The 24,729-nt window shown below is 54.3% G+C and carries 17 protein-coding genes and 1 CRISPR repeat array; of the genes, 8 read left to right on the top strand and 9 right to left on the bottom strand.

What is annotated here, in order from left to right:
- Positions 1–32 precede the first annotated feature (32 nt).
- The 5 genes from poxB to aqpZ form a co-directional block, all read right to left on the bottom strand.
- Positions 33–1,751, bottom strand: coding sequence for a ubiquinone-dependent pyruvate dehydrogenase (poxB, locus tag INF58_RS17965; RefSeq protein ID WP_155024272.1), 1,719 nt, complete (start codon positions 1,749–1,751; stop codon positions 33–35).
- A 294-nt stretch (positions 1,752–2,045) separates the two neighbouring features.
- On the bottom strand, positions 2,046–3,014 hold the full coding sequence (gene hcr, locus INF58_RS17960) for an NADH oxidoreductase (protein ID WP_193528229.1): 969 nt from the start codon (positions 3,012–3,014) through the stop codon (positions 2,046–2,048).
- 10 nt (positions 3,015–3,024) lie between these two features.
- Positions 3,025–4,677, bottom strand: a complete 1,653-nt coding sequence (gene hcp, locus INF58_RS17955; RefSeq protein WP_193528228.1) for a hydroxylamine reductase — start codon at positions 4,675–4,677, stop codon at positions 3,025–3,027.
- A gap of 144 nt (positions 4,678–4,821) precedes the next feature.
- A complete protein-coding gene (locus tag INF58_RS17950) occupies positions 4,822–5,721 on the bottom strand; it encodes a lysine exporter LysO family protein (protein ID WP_193528227.1) in 900 nt (299 codons plus the stop codon).
- Positions 5,722–5,896: 175 nt separating this feature from the next.
- A complete protein-coding gene (aqpZ, locus tag INF58_RS17945) occupies positions 5,897–6,592 on the bottom strand; it encodes an aquaporin Z (RefSeq protein WP_131637871.1) in 696 nt (231 codons plus the stop codon).
- A gap of 290 nt (positions 6,593–6,882) precedes the next feature.
- Here aqpZ and INF58_RS17940 point away from each other — a divergent pair, with 290 nt between their 5' ends.
- On the top strand, positions 6,883–8,541 hold the full coding sequence (locus tag INF58_RS17940) for an ATP-dependent endonuclease (RefSeq protein ID WP_193528226.1): 1,659 nt from the start codon (positions 6,883–6,885) through the stop codon (positions 8,539–8,541).
- Here the strand turns inward: INF58_RS17940 and INF58_RS17935 are convergent.
- The gene (locus INF58_RS17935) at positions 8,538–9,494 is read right to left on the bottom strand and encodes a VirK/YbjX family protein (protein ID WP_193528225.1); all 957 of its coding nucleotides are present in this window, start codon (positions 9,492–9,494) and stop codon (positions 8,538–8,540) included. The two genes, INF58_RS17940 and INF58_RS17935, sit on opposite strands and share 4 nt — an antisense overlap.
- A 159-nt stretch (positions 9,495–9,653) precedes the next feature.
- Here INF58_RS17935 and macA point away from each other — a divergent pair, with 159 nt between their 5' ends.
- Positions 9,654–10,769 carry a macrolide transporter subunit MacA gene (gene macA / locus INF58_RS17930; RefSeq protein WP_063449191.1) on the top strand — a complete coding sequence of 372 codons (1,116 nt, stop codon included), beginning with the start codon at positions 9,654–9,656 and terminating at the stop codon, positions 10,767–10,769.
- On the top strand, positions 10,766–12,706 hold the full coding sequence (macB, locus tag INF58_RS17925) for a macrolide ABC transporter ATP-binding protein/permease MacB (RefSeq protein ID WP_102750845.1): 1,941 nt from the start codon (positions 10,766–10,768) through the stop codon (positions 12,704–12,706). Before macA ends, macB begins: the two co-directional genes overlap by 4 nt.
- A gap of 70 nt (positions 12,707–12,776) precedes the next feature.
- Here the strand turns inward: macB and cspD are convergent, their stop codons facing one another.
- The gene (cspD, locus tag INF58_RS17920; RefSeq protein WP_006809408.1) at positions 12,777–12,998 is read right to left on the bottom strand and encodes a cold shock-like protein CspD; all 222 of its coding nucleotides are present in this window, start codon (positions 12,996–12,998) and stop codon (positions 12,777–12,779) included.
- A gap of 267 nt (positions 12,999–13,265) precedes the next feature.
- On the opposite strand from cspD, the gene clpS reads away from it, so the two are divergent.
- Together clpS and clpA are read left to right on the top strand one after the other, a co-directional pair.
- Positions 13,266–13,586 (top strand): ATP-dependent Clp protease adapter ClpS, encoded by a 321-nt coding sequence (gene clpS, locus INF58_RS17915; protein ID WP_006174393.1) that lies wholly within the window; start codon positions 13,266–13,268, stop codon positions 13,584–13,586.
- A gap of 27 nt (positions 13,587–13,613) precedes the next feature.
- On the top strand, positions 13,614–15,893 hold the full coding sequence (gene clpA, locus INF58_RS17910; RefSeq protein ID WP_193528224.1) for an ATP-dependent Clp protease ATP-binding subunit ClpA: 2,280 nt from the start codon (positions 13,614–13,616) through the stop codon (positions 15,891–15,893).
- 105 nt (positions 15,894–15,998) lie between these two features.
- On the opposite strand, the gene INF58_RS17905 is transcribed toward clpA, so the two are convergent.
- Positions 15,999–16,478, bottom strand: a complete 480-nt coding sequence (locus tag INF58_RS17905; protein WP_193528223.1) for a type VI secretion system tube protein TssD — start codon at positions 16,476–16,478, stop codon at positions 15,999–16,001.
- A 224-nt stretch (positions 16,479–16,702) separates the two neighbouring features.
- Entirely contained in the window at positions 16,703–17,404 is a 702-nt protein-coding gene (locus INF58_RS17900) for a hypothetical protein (RefSeq protein ID WP_193528222.1), read from the bottom strand.
- A gap of 816 nt (positions 17,405–18,220) precedes the next feature.
- Between INF58_RS17900 and INF58_RS17895 the strand changes: the two genes are divergently transcribed.
- The 3 genes from INF58_RS17895 (at position 18,221) to cas3f (ending at position 24,601) form a co-directional block, all read left to right on the top strand.
- Positions 18,221–18,664, top strand: a complete 444-nt coding sequence (locus INF58_RS17895; protein ID WP_193528221.1) for a hypothetical protein — start codon at positions 18,221–18,223, stop codon at positions 18,662–18,664.
- Positions 18,665–18,840: 176 nt separating this feature from the next.
- A CRISPR array of direct repeats spans positions 18,841–20,130; the repeat unit is 28 nt; unit sequence GTTCACTGCCGTACAGGCAGCTTAGAAA.
- 272 nt (positions 20,131–20,402) lie between these two features.
- A complete protein-coding gene (gene cas1f / locus INF58_RS17890) occupies positions 20,403–21,386 on the top strand; it encodes a type I-F CRISPR-associated endonuclease Cas1f (protein ID WP_193528220.1) in 984 nt (327 codons plus the stop codon).
- Positions 21,383–24,601 carry a type I-F CRISPR-associated helicase Cas3f gene (cas3f, locus tag INF58_RS17885; protein WP_193528219.1) on the top strand — a complete coding sequence of 1,073 codons (3,219 nt, stop codon included), beginning with the start codon at positions 21,383–21,385 and terminating at the stop codon, positions 24,599–24,601. The genes cas1f and cas3f overlap by 4 nt, the downstream gene beginning before the upstream one ends.
- Positions 24,602–24,729 lie beyond the last annotated feature (128 nt).

Genomic DNA, 24,729 nt, shown 5'->3' with positions numbered 1-24,729 from the left:
TCCCTTTACTTTAAGAGGTCATGTGAAATGTTTTACCTGAGCCAGTTGGTTTTTGCCAGTTCGATCACCTCGTCACCGCGCCCGCTGATGATGGCGCGCAGCATGTAGAGGCTGAAACCTTTGGCCTGTTCCAGCTTGATTTGCGGCGGGATCGCCAGCTCTTCTTTGGCCACCACCACATCCACCAGCACCGGGCCGTCGATGGAGAAGGCGCGTTGCAGGGCATCGTCCACCTCTGAGGCTTTCTCCACCCGAATGCCGGTGATGCCGCAGGCTTCGGCAATGCGGGCGAAATTAGTGTCGTGTAGCTCGGTACCGTCCGTGAGGTAGCCTCCGGCCTTCATCTCCATCGCCACGAAGCCCAGCACGCTGTTGTTAAAGACCACGATTTTCAGCGGAAGCTTCATCTGCGCCACCGACAGGAAATCCCCCATCAGCATGCTGAAGCCGCCGTCGCCGCACATCGCTACCACCTGACGTTCAGGTGCCGTCGCTTTTGCGCCCAGCGCCTGCGGCATGGCGTTCGCCATCGAGCCGTGGTTGAACGAGCCAAGCAGGCGACGCTTACCGTTCATCTTCAGGTAGCGTGCGGCCCAGACGGTGGGTGTACCCACGTCGCAGGTGAAAATGGCATCGTCGTCGGCGAAATGACTGATCTGCTGCGCCAGATACTGCGGGTGAATGGCTTTCTCGCTCGGTTTGGCGAGGTCGTCCAGCCCCTTGCGCGCATCGCGATAATCGCTCAGGGCTTTATCGAGGAATTTGCGGTCCGTTTTCTCTTCCAGCAGCGGCAGCAGGGCGGCGAGGGTAGATTTAATATCGCCGATAAGCGCCATATCCACCTTGCTGTGCGCGCCGATACTGCCAGGGTTGATGTCGATCTGAATAATTTTGGCGTCCGTTGGGTAGAACGCGCGGTACGGGAACTGGGTGCCGAGCAGGATCAGCGTGTCGGCGTTCATCATGGTATGGAAGCCGCTGGAAAAACCGATCAGCCCGGTCATGCCGACGTCGTACGGGTTATCGTACTCAACGTGCTCTTTCCCGCGCAGGGCGTGGACGATTGGCGCCTTCAGCTTAGCGGCAAATTCCACCAGCTCATTATGCGCACCGGCACAGCCGCTGCCGCACATCAGCGCGATATTGCTGGAGTATCGCAGCAGTTGCGCCAGCTTTTTCAGCTCTTCTTCAGCGGGGGTGACGGTCGGCTGCGGCGCCGAGTACCAGTGGGTGGTGGCGGTTTCAGGTGCGGCCTTCAGCGCCACGTCGCCCGGCAGGACGACCACAGAAACCCCACGATTCAGGACCGCCTTACGCATGGCTATCGCCAGCACCTGCGGGATCTGCTCCGGCGAGGAGACCAGTTCGCAGTAGTGGCTGCATTCACGGAACAGCTCCTGGGGATGCGTCTCCTGAAAATAGCCGCTGCCGATTTCGGATGATGGAATGTGTGCGGCAATCGCCAGCACCGGCACATGGTTGCGGTGACAGTCGAAAAGACCGTTGATAAGGTGAAGGTTACCTGGCCCGCAGGAGCCGGCACAGACGGCGAGTTCGCCCGTGAGCTGCGCTTCGGCTCCCGCGGCAAAGGCGGCGACCTCTTCATGGCGGGTGGGCATCCATTCAATGGTCTTCATCTTGTTAAGGCTGTCGCTGAGTCCGTTCAGCGAATCGCCGGTGACGCCCCAGATACGCTTTACGCCAGCCTGCTCAAGGGTTTTCGCTATGTATGCAGCCACGGTTTGTTTCATGGTTGTCCTTCTCCTTTATGTGATATCGCTTACAAGCTTAGAAGAAAGTGACTGTATTGCCTGTGCAACAACCTGCATTTAACGATGGCTTTCACGGCAATGGGTTGCGTGTGGCGAACCCGGCAAACTCTTGTTACGACTTGCCTTACAGGCGGCAGGCCCAACGTAGGCCGGGTAAACGCAGTGCCACCCGGCAAAAAAGCCCGGTGGCGCTGACGCTTACCGGGCCTACAAGGGTTACAGAGACAGATGAGCTGGACCGGCTAAAAGCCCGGTGGCGTTAACGGTTACCGTTTATGCAAGCACCAAATCCCCCTGCGGGTGACACGAGCATGCCAGCACGTAACCTTCTGCAATTTCCGCGTCGGTCAGCGTCATGGTGCTGGTGACGGTGTACTCACCGGAAACCACTTTAGTCTTGCAGCATCCGCACACCCCAGCGCGGCAGGCTGCCGCTACCGGCACGTTGTTGCTTTCCAGCGCTTCAAGCAGCGTGGTGCCCACGCGGCCAAAGAAGGTCTGCGCCGGTTGCAGCTTCGTGAACTTCATCCCGCTGGTTGCCGCTTCCGCCACGGGCGTGAAGAACTGCTCTTTGAAGAAGCGGGTCACGCCCAGCGCTTTCACTTCTTTCTCCACACTCTCCATGTACGGCGCCGGGCCGCAGGTCATCACGGTACGGTTCGCAATGTCCGGCACGCTTTGCAGCAATTCGCGGCTCAGGCGGCCCGCGATAAACCCGTGCGTGGCATTGTTCTCCGCGACCAGCGTCACCGGATAGTTGCGCCATTCTTCGGCAAAAATCACATCTTCCGGGGAGCGCACGCTGAAGATCGCCTGCACGTCGGCCTGCGGACGGTATTTCGCCAGCCAGCGACGCATGGACATAATCGGCGTCACGCCACAGCCCGCCGCCAGCAGCAGGAATTTATCTTCCATCTTATCGTCACAGGTGAACTCGCCCTGCGCGTCAGACAGCCAGATATAATCCCCGCGCTTCACGTCACGGGTCAGCCACTGGGAGCCTGCACCGTCATCAATGCGGCGGACGGTGAGCGTAATGTATTCGCTCACGCCCGGCGTTGAGGAGATCGTGTAGGCGCGCAGGGTGTCCGCCGAATTGCGGACGCTGACCAGCGCATACTGACCCGCGCGGTACGGGTAGTAGTCATGGCACAGCAGCGACAGCGTCCACACATCCGGCGTCTCCTGATGGATGTGATGTACCTGCATCCGCCACGGACATTGTGAGGTTGGCATGGTCATGAATTACTCCTTACGCGCTCAGCAGCTGTTTCATATCATCTTCAACATTGGTCACGGAACGCAGACCAAATTTCTCGTTCAGGATGGCCAGCAGGTCCGGCGTCAGGAAGCCTGGCGCGGTCGGCCCGGTGACGATGTTGGTCACGCCGAGAGAAAGCAGGGTCAGCAGGATGACGATCGCTTTCTGCTCGAACCAGGAGAGCACCAGCGACAGCGGCAGATCGTTCACGCCGCAGCCCAGCTTCTCTGCCAGCGTGACCGCCAGAATGATGGCTGAGTAAGCATCGTTACACTGTCCGGCATCCACCAGGCGCGGCAGACCTTCGATATTGCCGAAGTCCAGCTTGTTGAAGCGGTACTTACCGCAGGCCAGGGTCAGGATCAGGCAGTCATCCGGCACGCGGGTGGCGAAATCGGTGAAGTAGTTACGTTCGCCGCGCGCGCCGTCACAGCCGCCGATCAGGAAAATGTGACGCAGTTTTTCACGGCTGACGAGGTCAATCAGAGAATCTGCCGCACCCAGCAGCGTTTCGCGGCCAAAGCCGACGGTGATCAGATGTTCGATTTCACTGTACGGGAAGCCCGCCATCTGCTGCGCCTGGGCGATAACCGGACCGAAATCATCGCCTTCAAGGTGGCTCACGCCCGGCCAGCCGACGATGCTGCGGGTCCAGATGCGGTCATCATAGGCGCCCACGGTAGGGTCGATGATGCAGTTAGAGGTCATCACGATAGGGCCAGGGAAGCGGGCGAACTCTACCTGCTGATTCTGCCAGCCGCTGCCGTAGTTACCCACCAGATGACTGAATTTGCGCAGTTCCGGGTAGCCGTGGGCGGGCAGCATTTCGCCGTGGGTATAGACGTTAACCCCGGTGCCTTCGGTCTGCTTCAGCAGGTTGTAGAGATCTTTCAGGTCGTGGCCGGAGATCAGGATGCATTTGCCTTCGGTCGCTTTGACGTTAACCTGCGTCGGGGTTGGGTGGCCGTAGGTGCTGGTTTCACCGGCATCCAGAATGCTCATGACCTTGAAGTTCATCTGGCCGATTTCCATTGCGCATTCGAGCAGGGCATTCATGTCGGAAGGCCAGGTGCCGAGCCACGCCATAATTTTGTGGTACTGGGCGTAGATGTCGTTGTCGTACTGACCGAGCACGTGCGCGTGTTCCATATAGGCCGCTGCACCTTTCAGGCCGTACAGGCACAGCAGACGCAGGCCGAGGATGTTCTCGCCAATCGCCGCTTTGTCCTTATTGGGGGTAAATTCTGCGGCCTGGCGCTGTAGCTCGCCCAGGTCGTCGCTCACCAGCTGAAGCTCCGCCATTGGGTTGTCCACGCGGGCACTGACATCGGCATTCAGGCACTGCGCTTTCAGAGCTTCACGCAGGGCAATCGCTTCGCGGGCATAGCCCACAATACGTGGAGAATCGAAGTTAACGTTGGTCAGCGTGGAGAAAAATGCGCGCGGCGCAAAGCTGTCGACATAATGATCGACAATGCCATATTCACGGGCCTTGAAGGCCCAGGCGGACAAGCCTTGTAGCGCCGCAATCAGCAGATCCTGAAGATCGGACGTTTCTGCGGTTTTACCGCACATACCCTGCGCGTAAGAGCAGCCGTTGCCTGCCGGGGTACGGATGGTTTGTTCACATTGCACACAAAACATAATCACACCTGTTAAAGTTATATTTGAGATACATGTTTAAGGTTATGCCTGTGCCACAGCGGAGAAAAGTGCTTTCTTGTACTAAGTGGAGGGTTATTGATTTAGCGCAATTTTGGCGGCAGGGTCACTACCGCCAAAGCAGTATCAGGCTGAGAAAAACGCCATCAGAATGGGCACCAGCAGGCTCAGAATAAAGCCGTGTACGATGGCGGCAGGGACCATCTCCAGCCCTCCCGAGCGCTGTAGCACCGGCAGGGTAAAGTCCATCGAGGTGGCGCCACACAGGCCCAGCGCGGTAGAGCGGCTGCGGCGTACCAGACCGGGGATCAGCATGATGGCTATCAGCTCGCGCGCCAGATCGTTAAAGAAGGCGGCGCTGCCAATCACCGGGCCAAACGATTCGGTCAGCAAAATACCGGAGAGAGAATACCAGCCAAAACCGGATGCCATTGCCAGGCTGGTTTTCAGCGGCAGGTCGAGAATAAAGGCGTTAATCACGCCCCCGGCCATTGAGCTGATCACAACGATAACGGCAACAATCATTCCCCGACGGTTAAGGACAATCTGTTTCAGCGTCATGCCGTTATTGCGCAGCTGAATACCAATCAGGAACAGCAGAAAAATCAGCGTATATTCGCTGGCTTCCGTTGCGTGCTGTAAAAATGCCCATCCGGTCAGCCCCAGTAAAAAACCGAGCACAACAACGCCGCACAGCTTTAATGATTCCAGCGCCATCGCAATTCGGGAGGGAAGCTTTTCCTGATGGTGGTGATTTTTCCAGGGAATAGTGCGTTCCAGCCACAGTAGCGCGGCAATATTGCACAGCAAAATAACCACGACAGTGACCGCAGAATAATGCAGGATGGAAAGTAAATTTGTCGCCAGATTATCCAGGAAGGCCAGGCTGATCCCCATAAAGAAAAGAATGACGTAAACAATCCAGCTGAGAAAACGATTAATGAGCTTTAAGGCCGATTCATGACGCAGCGGAATAAGGTAGCCCACAATCAGGGGCAGAAGAATGATGAGGAGTCCTGAGAACATGAACAGCCGGTCCTTTTATGTGTCTGTTAAGCGCCAGAGACACTACCCAATAAAGGCTGTAAGGTAAAGCTACAAAAAAGCCGGGTGGCGGCTGCGCCTTACCCGGCCTACAAAGTGCACACTCACGTAGATCGGGTAAGCTTTAGCGCCACCCGACATTACAGGCCGCACTTAATTAATCGCGTTTTTCCAGCAGGGTGCGGTACAGCACGCCGCCCAGAATACCGCCGATAACTGGCATCACCCAGAACAGCCACAGCTGCTCAAGCGCCCATCCGCCCTGGAAAATGGCGACGGCGGTGCTGCGCGCCGGGTTTACGGAGGTGTTGGTCACCGGAATGGAGATCAGGTGGATCAGCGTCAGCGCCAGGCCAATCGCGATAGGGGCGAAGCCGGCAGGCGCATGTTTGTCCGTCGCGCCGTGGATCACCAGCAGGAAGCCGGCGGTGAGGACAATTTCAATTACGATGGCAGACAGCATTGAGTAGCCGCCCGGAGAGTGTTCGCCGAAACCGTTCGAGGCAAAACCGCTGGCCGCTGCGTCAAAGCCCGCTTTACCGCTGGCAATTACGTACAGCACCGCCGCGGCAATAATACCGCCAATAACCTGAGCAATAATATAGCCAATAATGTCTTTCGCCGGGAAACGTCCGCCCGCCCATAAGCCTAACGTAACGGCCGGGTTGAAATGTCCCCCGGAAATATGCCCCACGGCGAAGGCCATGGTTAATACCGTTAAACCGAATGCCAGCGCAACGCCGACAAATCCAATACCTAATTCCGGAAATGCGGCTGCCAGTACTGCGCTACCGCAACCACCCAATACCAGCCAGAATGTACCAAAACATTCTGCCGCTAATTTTCTGAACATAACCACCTCAAAAATAAACCTCCGCACGCAGCTCTGCGCGCGGTTTATATCGTCATAAAGGGATGACGACGCAAAGAGCCAGTATTTTGAAACCATCAACTTTCCTTCGCCACTCAAATAAATTCACTAAATTTGATTTAAGGCAATGTGATGGCATTCCTTGTTCAGAACGGAGGGAACCGCGCATGGCCCAATGATTAATCGGGCATATATTCTACTGTCGTGACACATAGCCTGCCGCTATACTGCTGATAACGTGAAGGAAAAAGTGGCCGAAATGCGGGGGATGTATGCTACTCGAACGTGTGGAGATTGTCGGGTTCCGCGGGATTAACCGCCTGTCACTACAGCTGGAACAGAACAACGTCCTGATAGGCGAAAATGCCTGGGGTAAATCCAGCCTGCTGGATGCCCTGACGCTGCTGCTTTCGCCCGAAGAGAACTTGTACCACTTCGTTCATGACGACTTCTGGTTTCCGCTGGGGGATGTCAACGGACGAGAAAAACATCTGCATATCATTCTGACCTTCCGCGAATCCGAGCCCGGTCGCCATCGCGTGCGCCGTTTTCGTCCGATGTCCCCCTGCTGGGTGCCCTGTGAAGACGGTTTCCACCGTATTTTTTATCGCCTTGAGGGCGAAATGGCGCAAAACGACGGGGTACTCACCCTGCGTGAATTTCTTGATGAGAAGGGAAATCCGATCCCGCTCGAACAGATTGACGATCTTGCCCGTCATCTGATCCGCCTGTCTCCCGTGCTGCGCTTACGTGACGCGCGCTTTATGCGGCGGATCCGTAACGGCACCGTGCCGAATATGCCAGAGGTGGAGGTGACCGCCCGCGAGCTGGATTTTCTCGCCCGGGAACTGGTTTCGCGGCCGCAGAACCTCACCGACGGCCAGATCCGTCAGGGCCTTTCTGCCATGGTGCAATTACTGGAGCACTACTTTTCCGAGCAGGGAACGGGCCAGGCACGCCACCGCCTGATGCGCCGCCGCTCGCACGATGAGCAACGAAGCTGGCGCTATCTCGATATCATCAACCGCATGATCGACCGGCCCGGCGGACGCACGCATCGGGTGATCCTGCTGGGACTCTTCTCCACGCTTTTACAGGCTAAGGGGACGGTGCGTCTGGATCGGGACGCGCGCCCGCTGCTGCTGGTGGAAGATCCGGAAACGCGTCTGCACCCGATTATGCTTTCCGTGGCGTGGCATCTTCTGAATCTGCTGCCGTTGCAGCGTGTCACCACCACGAATTCCGGCGAGCTGCTCTCCCTGACGCCGGTGGAGTACGTCTGCCGCCTGGTGCGTGAATCGTCGCGCGTTACCGCCTACCGGCTCGGGCCCGGCGGGTTAAATGCCGAAGATGGCCGTCGAATTGCGTTTCATATCCGTTTTAACCGCGCCTCTTCCCTGTTTGCCCGCTGCTGGCTGCTGGTGGAAGGGGAAACCGAAACCTGGGTGATAAACGAGCTGGCTCGCCAGTGCGGACACCACTTTGATGCTGAGGGGATCAAGGTGATTGAATTTGCCCAGTCCGGCTTAAAGCCGCTGATCAAATTTGCGCGCCGGATGGGGATCGAGTGGCACGTGCTGGTAGACGGCGATGAGGCGGGGAAAAAATACGCGGCGACCGTGCGCAGCCTGCTCAATAACGATCGCGAAGAGGAGCGGGAGCATCTGACCACGCTGCCCGCGATGGACATGGAGCACTTCATGTACCGCCAGGGATTTGACGACGTTTTTCACCGCGTGGCGATGATCCCGGTTGACGTGCCCATGAATATGCGTCGGGTGATTGCCAAAGCCATTCAGCGGTCGTCGAAGCCGGATTTGGCCATTGAAGTGGCGACGGAAGCGGGCAGGCGGGGCGTGGAGTCGGTGCCGACCCTGCTGCGTAAAATGTTCTCCCGCGTGCTCTGGCTGGCGCGCGGGAGGGCAGATTAGCGGGCGGTCGCCTGTGAAACCTGCTGGATCAGGCTATCAAGCAGGGCATAGCGGCGGCGGTATTCGGCCCGTTTTTTACTCGCAATCTCTTCCACCGGTTTACGGGGCATGGTTAAAGGCAGAGCAAAGTGGCCATTCTCCTGCTGCTGTCCGCCAAGAGAGCGCCAGAAGCTGTCGTAGTCAGCAAGCAATTTTCCCTCTTTTTTCTTGCGATAGCGCCAGCTGCGGTAGATGTGGGTGGCGTTGCTCACCGCGAGGATCTGCTCGACCGGGAAAGCGTCTGCCAGCGTCATGACCGCTTCAACCAGCAGACGTTTTGGGAACAGCCCGTGGCAGGCTTTTGTCGCAAGCTGAATGTGCTCGTGCGGGACATGCGCTTTCGCTCCCTGCATTCCACCGATAAACAGCGTTGTCTTGCCTTCATATTTGCACAGCGTAAAGGTCAGTTCGGCCAGCACCGTGTTCTGGTGGTCGCAAAACGTAAGGGTAGCTTCCCCTTCTTTATCCAGAAACGCATCCGCGCTCAGGCGAATGCTAAACTGCTGCTCCTCTTTGCCCGTTAACGTCACCAGCGTGATGCCCTGGCTGGAGAGGTAGCCGTTCAGCAGCGACGCCGGAAGATGGCGGTTCATCATCTGATAGTGATCGTTCAGTGCCTCCAGCGTATGCTGACGGTCCATGTTGACGGTCAGCCACGGTCGGTGCAGGCGGCACGGCAGGCCAGGCTGCACGCTCAGGAGCTGCATCAGACGGGGCTGTTTCGCAAGGTCCGCGAGCAGGCGCGCAGTGGTCAGAGGCGTTGCCAGCGAGCGCAACATAAACTTACGTCGATAGGCCGGGTTTTGCCACGCCAGCCCCGGCGTGAGGGAACCCGATGCCAGGCTTTTGAACAGTTGCCAGCCTGATTTAGGCTGGGGCAGCGTTGAATAGGGTGTATCGACGATGGAAGACATGTTAGATCCTGCTTCTGGTGGAATGTCGCTATTTCAGCAGGCGCTTTATCAACATCGGGTAAACAATTCCCGACGATTACGGGGATCGGGGGTTTCGTTGAGGAGTGGTTTAGATAAAATCAACGTTGATGGTAGCCAGAACAACTATTTGGAATATTTATGAACCTGAAGGGAAAACGCAGAAAGCTGTTTCTGCTGCTGGCGGTAGTGGTGCTGGCGGGCGGATTCTGGTTATGGAAGGTGCTGAACGCGCCTGTGCCACAGTATCAAACGCTGATTGTCCGTCCGGGCGAGCTGCAACAGAACGTGCTGGCGACGGGGAAACTGGATGCTCTGCGTAAAGTTGACGTGGGCGCGCAGGTCAGCGGCCAGCTTAAAACTCTGTCAGTTGAGATTGGCGATAAGGTTAAAAAAGGCCAGCTGCTGGGGGTGATCGATCCTGAGCAGGCGCAAAACCAGATCCGCGAAGTGGAAGCGACGCTAATGGAGCTGCGCGCGCAGCGCGCTCAGGCTCAGGCAGAGCGTAATCTTGCCCAGGTCACCCTGACGCGCCAGCAGGCGCTGGCGAAAACGCAGGCCATCTCGAAGCAGGATCTGGACACTGCCGCCACGGAGCTGGCGGTGAAGCAGGCGCAGATTGGCACCATCGACGCGCAGATTAAGCGGAATCAGGCCTCGCTGGATACGGCGAAAACCAACCTTGATTACACGCAAATCGTTGCGCCCATGGCTGGAGAAGTGACGCAGATCACCACCCTGCAAGGCCAGACGGTTATCGCCGCGCAACAGGCGCCGAACATCCTGACTCTGGCAGACATGAGCACCATGCTGGTGAAAGCTCAGGTGTCCGAAGCGGACGTCATTCACCTTAAGCCGGGGCAGAAAGCCTGGTTTACGGTGCTGGGCGATCCGCAAACCCGCTATGAGGGCGTGCTGAAAGATATCCTGCCGACGCCGGAAAAGGTAAACGACGCCATCTTCTACTACGCGCGTTTTGAAGTGCCAAACCCGCAGGGCGTGCTGCGTCTGGACATGACCGCCCAGGTGCATATTCAGCTGACCGGCGTGAAAAACGTGCTGACGGTTCCGCTCTCCGCGCTGGGCGAATCCGCCGGGGATAACCGCTACAAGGTGAAAGTGCTGCGCAACGGCGAAACCCGCGAGCGGGAAGTGGTGATTGGCGCGCGTAACGATACCGACGTGGTGGTGGTAAAAGGGCTGGAAGCGGGTGAGGAAGTGGTCACCAGCGAAAGCCTGCCCGGAGCCGCGCAATGACGGCGCTGCTTGAGCTGAATGACATTCGCCGCAGCTACCCGTCCGGCGACGGGCCGGTGGAGGTGTTGAAGGGCATCTCCCTGCGCGTTGAAGCCGGTGAAATGGTGGCGATTGTCGGGGCGTCGGGCTCGGGTAAATCAACGCTGATGAACATTCTCGGCTGTCTGGATAAACCCACCGGCGGCACCTATCGCGTGGCCGGCACGGACGTGTCCACCCTGGACGGGGACGCGCTGGCGAAGCTGCGCCGCGAGCATTTTGGCTTTATCTTCCAGCGCTACCATCTGCTTTCACACCTGAGCGCGGCGCAGAACGTGGAAGTGCCGGCGGTGTATGCGGGCGTGGAGCGGAAAAAACGCCTTGAGCGCGCAAAGGCGCTGTTAACGCGTCTCGGGCTGGCGGAGCGGGTGGATTATCAGCCCTCGCAGCTTTCCGGCGGTCAGCAGCAGCGCGTGAGCATTGCCCGCGCGCTGATGAACGGCGGACAGGTGATCCTCGCCGATGAGCCAACCGGGGCGCTCGACAGCCATTCCGGTGAAGAGGTGATGGCGATCCTCCACCAGCTTCGCGATCAGGGGCACACGGTGATTATCGTCACCCACGATCCGCAGGTGGCGGCACAGGCCGAACGGATCATTGAGATCCGCGACGGGGAGCTTGTCAGCAACCCGCCGCCGCGTCAGTCCAGAGCGGCCGCACCGAAGGAAGCCTTGCCCGCGTCTGGCGGCTGGGGACAGTTCTCCAGCGGCTTTCGCGAGGCGCTGACCATGGCCTGGCTGGCGATGGCGGCCAATAAAATGCGCACCCTGCTGACCATGCTCGGCATCATCATCGGTATTGCCTCGGTGGTGTCGATTGTGGTGGTGGGCGATGCGGCGAAGCAGTTGGTGCTGGCGGATATTCGCGCCATCGGGACCAACACCATCGACGTCTATCCCGGCAAAGATTTTGGCGACGACGAGCCGCAGTATCAGCAGGCGCTGAAGTATGACGATCTGGCGGCGATTCAGAAGCAGCCGTGGGTCAATTCCGCCACGCCTGCCGTCTCGCAAAATCTGCGTCTGCGCTACGGCAACATTGACGTGGCGGCCAGCGCTAACGGCGTCAGCGGAGATTACTTCAACGTCTACGGCATGACCTTCAGCGAAGGGGCGACCTTTAACGCCGAACAGCTGGCGGGCAGGGCGCAGGTGGTGGTGCTGGATGCCAACTCGCGCAGGCAGCTTTTCCCCAATAAAACGAACGTAGTGGGCGAGGTGATACTGGTCGGCAACATGCCTGCCACGGTGATTGGCGTGGCGGAGGAGAAGCAGTCGATGTTTGGCAGCAGCAAGATCCTGCGCGTCTGGCTGCCGTACAGCACCATTTCCGGGCGCATTATGGGCCAGTCCTGGCTCAATTCCATCACCGTGCGGGTGAAGGAGGGCTACGACAGCGCGCTGGCGGAACAGCAGCTGGAGCGGCTGTTAACCCTGCGCCACGGGAAGAAGGATTTCTTCACCTGGAACATGGACGGCCTCTTGAAAACGGCGGAAAAGACCACACGTACTCTTCAGCTGTTCCTGACGCTGGTGGCGGTGATTTCGCTGGTCGTCGGCGGGATCGGGGTGATGAACATTATGCTGGTGTCGGTGACGGAGCGTACGCGGGAGATTGGCATCCGCATGGCGGTCGGGGCCAGAGCCAGCGACGTGCTCCAGCAGTTTTTGATTGAAGCGGTGCTGGTGTGTCTGGTGGGCGGTGCGATGGGCATTGCGCTCTCGATGATGATCGCCTTTGCGCTCCAGCTCTTCTTACCGGGCTGGGAAATTGGCTTCTCGCCGATGGCGATCCTGACGGCGTTTTTATGTTCCACCTTCACCGGTATTCTGTTCGGCTGGCTGCCGGCGCGAAACGCGGCGCGGCTTGATCCGGTGGATGCGCTGGCGCGAGAATAACCCGAAAATAAAAATGCCAGCCGATCGGGCTGGCATTTTGCCTGCGGGGTGTACACAATGAATCAGAGAGCTATGCAACCGTTTCTGCTTCAACGGGCACGATAAGACTGGCGTGATTGCCTTTTGGCCCCTGGTGTACATCGAACCGGACGGACTGCCCGGCTTTGAGCGTCCTGTAACCATCCATCTGAATGGTGGAATAGTGAGCGAAGATATCCTCGCCGCCGCCTTCGGGGCAGATGAAGCCAAACCCCTTGGCGTTGTTGAACCACTTAACAGTACCCATTTCCATGCTTCGACATCCTTCGTAAATCTTATAAATTAAGATGGAATGAACCGGTGGTGGAGTGGGGGCTGTTCAAAACCTCGCCAACTCACGCTTGTACAATTTAGAGAATCGGAAGACGCCGTCAAGCGTTTGGCGCTGGAGTTGGGACAATAATCAACCAAAATTTGAGGCAGTTAACGCTATTGCAACAGTTTGTGACAGACATCGCGGATGACAGTAATAGATGATTGTTATCTAACATCTGAGGTAGATTCAAAGTGGTTATGCATCATGGGTAAGACCAACGACTGGCTGGATTTTGACCAGCTGGCGGAAGATAAAGTGCGCGACGCGCTAAAACCGCCATCTATGTATAAAGTTATGTTAATGAACGATGATTACACGCCAATGGAATTTGTTATTGACGTGCTACAAAAGTTCTTTTCTTATGATGTTGAACGTGCAACGCAACTGATGCTTACCGTTCATTATCGTGGCAAAGCGATCTGCGGCATCTTCACTGCCGAAGTCGCGGAGACCAAAGTAGCGATGGTGAACGACTATGCAAGGGAGAACGAGCATCCGTTGCTGTGTACGCTGGAAAAGGCCTGATAAGGCATAAAATTGGGGGAGGTGCCTATGCTCAATCAAGAACTGGAACTCAGTTTAAACATGGCTTTCGCCAGAGCGCGTGAGCACCGACATGAGTTTATGACCGTCGAGCACCTGCTGCTCGCATTGCTTAGCAACCCATCTGCCCGCGAAGCGCTGGAAGCCTGCTCCGTGGATCTGGTGGCGCTACGTCAGGAACTCGAAGCCTTCATCGAACAAACCACACCGGTGCTGCCCGCCAGTGAAGAAGAGCGCGACACGCAGCCGACGCTCAGCTTCCAGCGCGTATTGCAGCGCGCGGTTTTCCACGTCCAGTCTTCCGGACGTAGCGAAGTGACTGGCGCAAATGTCTTGGTCGCCATCTTCAGCGAACAGGAGTCCCAGGCGGCCTACCTGCTGCGCAAACACGAAGTCAGCCGGCTCGATGTGGTCAACTTCATCTCTCACGGAACGCGAAAAGACGAGCCTAACCAGGCGTCGGATCCCAGCGGGCAGATCAACAACACTGAAGAGCAAGCAGGCGGGGAGGATCGTATGGAAAACTTCACCACCAACCTTAACCAGCTTGCTCGCGTCGGCGGTATCGACCCGCTGATTGGCCGCGACAAAGAGCTGGAGCGTGCCATCCAGGTGCTGTGCCGTCGCCGTAAGAACAACCCGCTGCTGGTGGGGGAATCTGGCGTGGGTAAAACCGCGATTGCCGAAGGGCTGGCCTGGCGCATTGTGCAGGGCGACGTGCCGGAAGTGATCGCTGACTGCACCATCTACTCGCTGGACATCGGTTCGCTGCTGGCGGGCACTAAATACCGCGGTGATTTTGAAAAACGTTTCAAAGCGCTGTTAAAACAGCTGGAGCAGGATACCAACAGCATCCTGTTTATCGATGAGATCCACACCATTATCGGCGCAGGCGCGGCCTCCGGTGGACAGGTGGATGCCGCCAACCTGATCAAACCGCTGCTCTCCAGCGGCAAGATCCGCGTGATGGGCTCCACGACGTACCAGGAGTTCAGCAACATTTTCGAGAAAGACCGTGCGCTGGCGCGTCGTTTCCAGAAAATCGACGTCACCGAGCCGTCGGTTGACGAAACGGTGCAGATCATCAACGGCCTGAAAACGAAGTACGAAGCGCACCACGACGTGCGTTACACCGCGAAAGCGGTGCGTGCGGCGGTGGAGCTGGCGGTGAAATACATCAACGATCGTCATCTGCCGGACAAAGCGATAGACGTGATTGATGAAGCCGGTGCGCGTGCGCGCCTGATGCCGGCCAGCAAGCGTAAGAAAACCGTGAACGTGGCGGATATCGAGTCCGTGGTCGCCCGCATCGCGCGTATTCCTGAGAAGAGCGTTTCTCAGAGCGATCGCGATACGCTGCGCACACTCGGTAATCGCCTGAAAATGCTGGTCTTTGGTCAGGATAAAGCCATTGAGGCCTTAACCGAAGCGATCAAGATGGCCCGTGCTGGCCTGGGGCATGACCACAAGCCTGTTGGTTCCTTCCTGTTCGCCGGCCCGACCGGCGTGGGGAAAACCGAGGTGACGGTTCAGCTCTCTAAGGCGCTGGGCATCGAGCTGCTGCGCTTTGACATGTCCGAGTATATGGAGCGTCACACCGTCAGCCGTTTGATTGGTGCGCCTCCGGGATACGTGGGCTTTGACCAGGGTGGCCTGCTCACCGACGCGGTGATCAAGCATCCGCACGCGGTACTGCTGCTCGATGAAATCGAGAAAGCGCACCCGGACGTGTTCAACATCCTGTTGCAGGTGATGGACAACGGAACGCTGACCGATAACAACGGGCGCAAGGCGGACTTCCGCAACGTGGTGCTAGTGATGACCACCAACGCCGGGGTGCGTGAAACCGAGCGCAAATCCATCGGCCTGATCCACCAGGATAACAGCACCGATGCGATGGAGGAGATCAAGAAGATCTTCACGCCGGAGTTCCGTAACCGACTGGACAACATTATCTGGTTCGATCACCTGTCTACCGAGGTGATCCATCAGGTGGTGGACAAGTTCATCGTCGAGTTGCAGGTTCAGCTGGATCAGAAAGGCGTGTCGCTGGAAGTGAGCCAGGAGGCCCGCAACTGGCTGGCTGAGAAAGGCTACGACCGTGCGATGGGTGCCCGTCCGATGGCGCGCGTGATTCAGGACAACCTGAAGAAACCGCTGGCGAACGAGCTGCTGTTTGGATCGCTGGTGGACGGCGGCCAGGTAACCGTGGCGCTGGATCAGGCGAAGAACGAGCTGACGTATGATTTCCAGAGTGCGGCGAAGCACAAGCCGGAAGCGGCTCACTGAGTTGTAAGGTAAAAGCAAAACGGCAACTTCGGTTGCCGTTTTTAGTTTTTGCAAGTAAAGAGACGTATGGGCACATCAGAAAAAGGGCTCTTCGGAGTCCCTTTTTTATGCGACTGCTCTTTCATTCCATGAGTCTTTGAACATTATGTTCCCATCACAGTAAATCCATTCTATTGATTCATAGCGTATTTCAATTTCTTCCATATGCTTACCTGCGACTCCTATTGGAAATAAAATTGGAGAAATTCTTGTAATCTTTACGTTTTCCAATTTTATATTAAAGTATTCTACTTCTATTCCTGCTTCATTAATTCTGTGCATTTTAATTAAAGCTTTTTTAAATGTTCTACCCTGACATACCGCCCTGAATAAATAGGGGGTGAGGCGATCTATCTCTTTTTCAAATGTAATGGGAACATGTAGGCGTGTTCCAGTAAGTTTTCCAGTGTTGTAATCTGTAGGAATCCATACAGAATGGTTGAACGATTTAAGTTCTGTAGAACCCAATCGTGTAGGCATTAAACATTCTCCTGTTATAGGTGAGTTATTTTCATCAGTAAGCCACATATGGGCCGGTATTGTCATTTTTTATCCTTTGTCTCTGAAGCGGAAAGCAATTACAAATACGGTAATAAAGATGCCTAGAATAATGTCGTGAGCTATTTTAATATTATCTATATTGACTGCTACTATACCTGAAAGAAAAGCGGAAAAGATAAATACACCGTACCAGTAAATATCATTAAAACAATTCTGTATAACACTATCAAAGAATTGTTTTAAAAATTTCATTATTGACTTTAACATGATTACATCATTCTTTTTAGTGCGTTAGTAATTTCAATATCAGATGCTGTGTTTATGTTTAAGTATCCAGCCTTCATAATAATTGGCTCAATAAGAAAATACATCATCTCAAGTTTTTCAACATAAAGTGCATGATGAAATTGTGGCATAAAAGTTTTTAATCTATTTGCACTTTCAGAAGCCTTGTTAACAATGCCATAAAGGTTCAATGCGGTAATAGGAATGCCAGCGCGTGCGCCCATTTTTTTAACAAAAGCAGCTTCAATGGAGGCATTCATTTTATTACCATAACAAATGTAAGATACAACGGAATAAATTAAGGCAGATTTTGATAAGGTTTTTATGGAAATGTTTTTAGTGAATGGTGTTAGTCTTTCAAGGATGCTTTTCTTTTCTACTTCATTTTTGCTTTTCAGAACCGTTTCTATATAAATCTTAATCATCCTGAAAATTAAATTCCGATGTATAACTAACTCGCCTAACCCCTGCACGAATCTGACATCTTCATCCTTTAATCGGGTGCAAACATCATGATAATTTTTCGTTAAACATGATGAATAGTATAACAGGCGCGTTGCTGCATCCCCGAGGTTATTTAAATAATCAATAACTCCCTCTTTGACCCCGCTCATAGCCTTGTCTAATCTTATGGCTAATTCTTTGTCAGTTCCTATTTTGTTAATAATATCTTCACTGTAATACATAATGCATTCCTTTTATTTGATGTGTACATCATCTTATATGGAGTGCTTTGAACAAGTGATCGTGATCTCACTTTTGTTAAACAAGAAAAATATAGGCTTGATATTAACTTGATAGATGAATGGATTTAAATAATTAACGTGATGAATATATGAGTTATTGGCTATTTCTATCAGCTTCATTTTCCATTTAAAAATATGTCATTGAGAATAGATCTTATATCTTTTGATGTGATTTCATTTGCAGTAGTTTTTTCGGGTGGAAGGTCGTTAGAGACAACTGTAAAGCGCAGTGTTTTGTAGTGATGATACGAAAGCTTGCCGGACGCTATAAAATTCGCTTTATGAGCATCAAACAGACGGACAAGCGTACTGCTTATTTATGTGACTTTGTTTACTACAGAACAAGGGGTAAATTAAATTTCATTATTGTTTGATCAATTTTTTGATGTCCTTCCCTGTGGGAGAGGGGGAGGGCTCGAGGTCGCAGTGAAATTTTGCGAGGCGCTTTCCAGTTTCGTTAGAAGTTGATTGCTGGATAAATCTACAGTAATAAAATGGCGGCGCACCTGCAAAATCAGGTGTCGGGATTGGCGTCCTGATTACACACATATGGAAAGATGTTGCTAACGCAACGTCACTGGTTTTGTTCACTCTTTTTTTAGCTGCGGTATAATCCGTATCTTCAGATATGGTGGGCTGAACCGGAGCTTCTTTTGAAGCGCCGATTTTCCATATGGTCGGTACGCCAAACCGGTTCAGTCTGCCACCCGAAGTTGGCGTTTCTGGTGGTAGTTTTTAGCTCTTAATATGGAAATTATGAATATGGAAAACCAGTCTATCTCCCAACTCTACAGCGAGCTCTCCCTCACTCCCGATCTCCCAACCCTTGCAGAACGCTGCAACCTGCTCACTGAAATCCTGCTCGACTGTCATTCGCTCCCACAAACGCAGCCCGTTTGCCGATGTCTCGGAGCTTATCTGGAAGAGGTAAAATCCGGCCTCGCAGAATCCCTGCGCGACTTTCAGGTGGTGGAATTTGAGGACGAAGCGGAACAACCGCGACAAAAAGAGTGGCTGCTGGAAGATACCGAAACGAAATGTGACTACTGCCGAGCGTTAAACCATGTGCTGCTGGTGTCGCATTTTGACCGCGATATGCTGCCACACTTGACGGGGCTGTTGCATGACATTACTCATTCTATGGCCGCTGATGTCGTTGCACCTCCACATGCAGAATCGGTAATTCACATCATTTCCTGAGTGTAATCCGAGGCGTCGGGGGCAGGCCTCTAACGCCGCTGGCTTGACCCTTTTTTTTGATGTTTACGTAACGTATTGATTTATACAATGCAAACTTACGTGCCAAAAAAAAGGGTTTTATGCGCGAAAGTTGATTATTTTGTTTTCAAACAATAAGATGGCGTGGTTTTCGTTCAGTTCACTGCCGTACAGGCAGCTTAGAAAAAAAACAAGGCGGCAGGATGAACAAACCACAAGTTCACTGCCGTACAGGCAGCTTAGAAATGGGCGACGGCAGCAGAGGATGCCGCTTCACCGTTCACTGCCGTACAGGCAGCTTAGAAAGATAGTTAAAGTGTGGAGGGACGAACTAAAAGGTTCACTGCCGTACAGGCAGCTTAGAAATTAAAGCCCCGCAGTTACTGGATTAAACAAGCGTTCACTGCCGTACAGGCAGCTTAGAAATATCGCATGGGGGTAAGTAACTGGCAAACCGTGTTCACTGCCGTACAGGCAGCTTAGAAAACCCATAACCGAGGGTCTGCACTTAGCGTTCGTGTTCACTGCCGTACAGGCAGCTTAGAAATTTGGCTCGCTGGCGTACTCTGGAAGCAATGCAGTTCACTGCCGTACAGGCAGCTTAGAAATGATCGTCAGCGAGATCCAGATGGGAGAATTTGTTCACTGCCGTACAGGCAGCTTAGAAACCAGGCTTCACAGCCCTCGGCCTGCATCAGCGGTTCACTGCCGTACAGGCAGCTTAGAAAGGCATCAATCTGATTCTGAACCCAGCGATCCAGTTCACTGCCGTACAGGCAGCTTAGAAACGCCAGCCATCGGTGCGGTGACCGATGACGTGGTTCACTGCCGTACAGGCAGCTTAGAAAATGGAGTCAAACCGCAGGCGCCAGGCAGAAATGTTCACTGCCGTACAGGCAGCTTAGAAATGAACGCGAAAAAAGCAAGATTGAGAGCTACGGTTCACTGCCGTACAGGCAGCTTAGAAAAACTGAAAGCGGCGCTTGTCCAGGCTGACGCCGTTCACTGCCGTACAGGCAGCTTAGAAAAATGATAAAGGGCGCATTGTGTGAGAGCCTCGGTTCACTGCCGTACAGGCAGCTTAGAAAGATCCGCCAGGGCGTGCAACGTCCATTATGTTGTTCACTGCCGTACAGGCAGCTTAGAAAAGGGCAGAAAGGGCGCTACAGGCGCAAACGGCGTTCACTGCCGTACAGGCAGCTTAGAAAGGGCGGGATGGTTGCGCCGTTGTTCTGCAACGGTTCACTGCCGTACAGGCAGCTTAGAAAACCGAGGCTCGCCAGCACTAACTGACATCCTCGTTCACTGCCGTACAGGCAGCTTAGAAATTCTTACTTCTCTGGACATTTGCAATGGACAGGTTCACTGCCGTACAGGCAGCTTAGTAAAGCATCGACACAAACATAGTTAGAGTGTGGCTGTTCATTGCTGTACAAGCAGCACAGCTAAACTCAATCCGCTCAAACATTCACACTATCTATTCAAAATTAAATACCATCATACATCCATCTCTATTTTTTAAATTAAATAAAAAACCCATTCATACATCAATCATATTGCTAAATATATATTATCCACAAAAATAATAAATCAAAAAGAAAGGTCATATTTCATCCGTCTATTACAGTAATTCCTATTCATTTGATACCCGTCACATTTGTCCTCATCTTATGTTCGATAACATACCCGCATTCAACGCATTGAACTAAAAGCCCTTTATATGTCTGTAAACAGCATCACCCCCACGGATTTAAAAAGTATTCTGCATTCAAAGCGCGCCAATATTTATTATCTTGAAAAATGCCGTATTCAGGTGAATGGTGGACGCGTTGAATACGTCACTCAGGAAGGTAAAGAATCGTTTTACTGGAATATTCCCATCGCCAATACGACAGCGGTGATGCTGGGCATGGGAACCTCCGTGACGCAAATGGCAATGCGGGAGTTCGCGCGAGCGGGGGTGATGGTCGGTTTTTGTGGCACGGACGGCACGCCGCTTTATTCAGCGAATGAAGTGGATATTGATGTCTCCTGGCTGTGTCCGCAGAGTGAATATCGTCTAACGGGATATTTACAGAACTGGGTGTCATTCTGGTTCAACGAAGAAAAGCGCTTGCAGGCAGCAAAACAATTTCAGTTTATCCGTTTACAGCAAATCGAAAAACAGTGGACAGGGCTGCGTATGCAGCGGGAAACGGCCTTTCAGCCAGATAAAGATGCACTGAATATCCTGCTTGAGCGTGCAAGACAAGGCATGGAAAAGGCTCAAGACCACACCTCACTGATGCTCCAGGAAGCCCAGCTCACGAAATCTCTCTACAAACTCACCAGCCAGACGACGGGTTACGGCAGTTTTACCCGAGCTAAACGGGGAGGCGGGGTGGATATGGCAAACCGTTTTCTCGACCAGGGTAATTATCTGGCCTACGGGCTGGCGGCTGTTGCGGCCTGGGTGACGGGCATTCCGCACGGTCTGGCGGTGATGCATGGCAAAACCCGACGCGGCGGGCTGGTTTTTGATATAGCTGATTTAATAAAGGACGCGCTGGTCATGCCTCAGGCATTTATGGCCGCAATGGAAGGAGAAGATCATCAACAGTTTCGCCAGCGCTGCATCAATGCCTTTCAGCAGGCGGACGCGCTGGATGTGATGATTACCACGTTGCAGGAAACATCCCAGACACTGGCGGTAACCGCGCCATGAATGTTCTCATTATTTCCCGCTGCACGAAAAACGCCCGGGATGAAAGCTGTCGTATTATCGACCAGTTTGCAGAGCGCACGGGCGATGCGGCCTGGCAGACAACCATTACCCTGGATGGCGCTACCACCCTCAGAAAACTTTTGCGTAAAACGGCGCGGCGCAACACCGCGGTGGCCTGTCACTGGCTGAAGAAAAGTGGGGAAACAGAGCTGCTGTGGATTGTCGGAAACCTTCGTCGCTTCAATGCGCAGGGGCGCGTTCCCACCCATCGCACCACGAAAAATGTCCTTAAGAATGGCGATGAGCACCGCTGGAACAGCGCCGAAAGTATCGCGTTGCTGGCCGCTATCGCCGGGCTGTTCCACGATTTTGGAAAAGCAGGGATGTGCTTCCAGCAAACGCTGCTGAAAGAGAGTCAGCATCGTTTTCAGCCATACCGACATGAATGGATCTCGGTGCGTCTGTTTCAGGCTTTTGTAGGGCAACAAACCGATGCGCAGTGGCTGGCATCGCTTGAGCATCTCAAGTCAGCTGACGAAAAAGGTATGCTGAAAGCCCTGACGATGGATACGCCGGAAAGAAGCGGGAGTCCACTGGGTAACCTGCCCCCTCTGGCGCGAGTAGTGGCATGGTTGATGCTGTCGCACCACCGTTTACCGCAGTCCCGTTCGGCAGAGCCACAATTAATGTACTGCGATGGCTGGCTTGAACGACAACTGAATGCGGACTGGAACTCCCTGAATCACCGATCTGAAAAACCCAAATGGACCGAGCGTGATAAAAAGAATGTCTGGAAATTCCCTCACGGCACGCCGTTAAGAAGTAAAACCTGGCGCGAGAAAGCCCGACAGATTGGCAAACGTATCACGAATACCCCCGCGTTATTTCACTTTGGATCGCTTGATAACCTGTTCACTATCCACCTTGCGCGTCTGTCGCTGATGCTGGCAGATCATTTTTACTCGTCGCAGCCTGCGTATTCAGGATGGCAGGACGAAGCTGTCCAGAGCTGGGCCAACAGTAATCCAGAGCCCAACCAAAAGCTGGATGAACATAACGTGGGCGTGGCGCATCATGCTCTGCTGATGGGCCGTTCTCTTCCCACTTTACGGCGCGCATTACCCGCCATTGCCCGACATAAAACGTTTCGGGAACGGGCGAAAGATCCGCGTTTTCACTGGCAAAACAGGGCCTGGGACGTTGCCTCTGCGCTACGGGCAAAAAGCGCTGAGCAAGGCTTTTTTGGCATCAATATGGCCTCGACCGGATGCGGTAAAACCTTTGCCAACGCCCGGATTATGTACGCCCTGGCGGACGAGCAGGAGGGATGCCGCTTCAGCGTCGCACTGGGGCTACGGACCCTAACCCTTCAGACGGGACATGCGTTGCAGTCTCGTCTGGGTCTTGACGATGACACGCTGGCCGTCGTGACCGGCGCGGCGGCGGTGAAGGAGCTTTACCAGGGCAACGACGCAGAAGATAACAACAGCGCCAGCGACGAAGCGTTTTTTGCCAGCCATCATTACGTCCATTACGAAGGCGCGACGAGCGGCGGCACGGCGCAGCAGTGGCTGGCGAAAGAACCCGCGCTTAATCGTCTGGTCAGCGCGCCGGTGCTGGTGACAACCATTGATCATCTGATGCCGGCAACCGAGGGCGTGCGCGGCGGCAGGCAGATCCCTGCCATGCTGCGCCTGCTAACCAGCGATCTGGTGCTTGATGAACCTGATGATTTTGACATTGATGATTTGCATGCCCTTTGTCGGCTGATGAACTGGGCGGGAATGCTCGGCTCTCGTGTGCTGCTTTCCTCTGCGACGCTACCGCCCGCGCTAACGGAAGCGTTGTTTGAAGCCTATCGGGAAGGGCGAAAAGCCTGGCAGGCTGCATGCGGTCAGTCTGACAGACCAATGAGTATCTGCTGCGCCTGGTTTGATGAGTATGGTGCGCAGCCGCAGGATGTGACCGACGACGCGCATTTTCGCCGGGCGCATGACGACTTTGTTCGCCAGCGAATCAAACGTCTGCCTGAACAGCTGCGGCTTCGTCTGGGAAAACTGGCTGCCGTGGAGCCGCAGTCTTCAAGGTCGGGAGATATCATCTCCGCGCTGGCGCAGACGCTACACCAGCAAATTATCGCGCTGCATGGCCATCATCACAGCACGCACAACAGCGGCAAAACCGTGTCGTTTGGTCTGGTGCGGATGGCCAACATCAATCCGCTGGTTGCCGTCGCGCAAGCGCTGATGGCATTACCCTCACCGGACAACTTCTGCATTCATTATTGCGTTTATCACAGCCAGCACCCGCTGGCGGTGCGTGCGGCGATTGAAAAACGACTCGATTGTGCATTTACGCGGCACGAGCCGGATCTGGTCTGGCAGTTGCCCGAAGTTAAGCAGGCGCTGACGTCATCGGAGCAGCATCATCTTTTTGTCGTGCTGGGAACGTCTGTTCTTGAGGTCGGGCGCGATTTTGATGCCGACTGGGGGATTATTGAGCCGAGCTCAATGCGTTCACTTATTCAGTTTGCGGGACGTATTCAGCGCCATCGTCAGATCGCTCCTGAGAGCGAAAACCTGGTGATTCTGGATCGCAACGTCCGCGCCCTTCGCGGGGAAAAGGTTGCCTACTGCCGACCCGGTTTTGAAACCGGGCAGTATCCGCTGCCTCATCACGACCTTTATGAACTGATCGATAAAGAGGGCTATCGCACCCTGAATGCGATCCCGCGCATCGCTGAGGGTATTCCAGGCAATGCCCTTGCGGCACTGGAGCACGCCCGGTTGCGTGCCGCGCTGCTGGACGGAGTCGACAAATCTGATGCGGTCGCCGCGTTGTGGTGGCGACGGCCCTTAACCTGGAACGGTGAGCTTCAGAAACGTACCCCATTTCGGCGAGCTTCACCTCAGGCTTCTTTCTTTTTGCATTTGGAAGAGGAAGGCGATGAACCTGAGTTTTGCCTGATGCAGGAAAACGGGGTGTTAAAGCCTGCGGGACGATTTTGCAAACAGCCGTTATCCGTGGCTGATGGCGTTGAGCCGTGGATTGATATTGATTATGCCGAGGTACTACAGGCGCTGGCAGACATGAAGCAGCTGGAGCTGGCTGCGGTGTCGCGACGGTACGGTGAAATCACATTGAGAGTGACCAGGGAGGAGGAAACAGAGCAATGGTTGTATCACCCGGTATTGGGTGTATTTCGCGCCCTCTGAAAGAGGGCACGAGCTGCTTGTACAGCAGTTAAGTGTGATTCATGGAGATTTAATATATTTCTAAGCTGTCTAATCGACAGTGGTAGGCATTATATTCATATTTTTTATTTATGACAAATTAATACAGA

Origin of the sequence: Enterobacter cloacae complex sp. P24RS (genome assembly GCF_014982165.1) — a bacterium.
Classification (GTDB): domain Bacteria; phylum Pseudomonadota; class Gammaproteobacteria; order Enterobacterales; family Enterobacteriaceae; genus Enterobacter; species Enterobacter quasihormaechei.
This window is presented reverse-complemented; position numbering and strand designations above follow the sequence as displayed.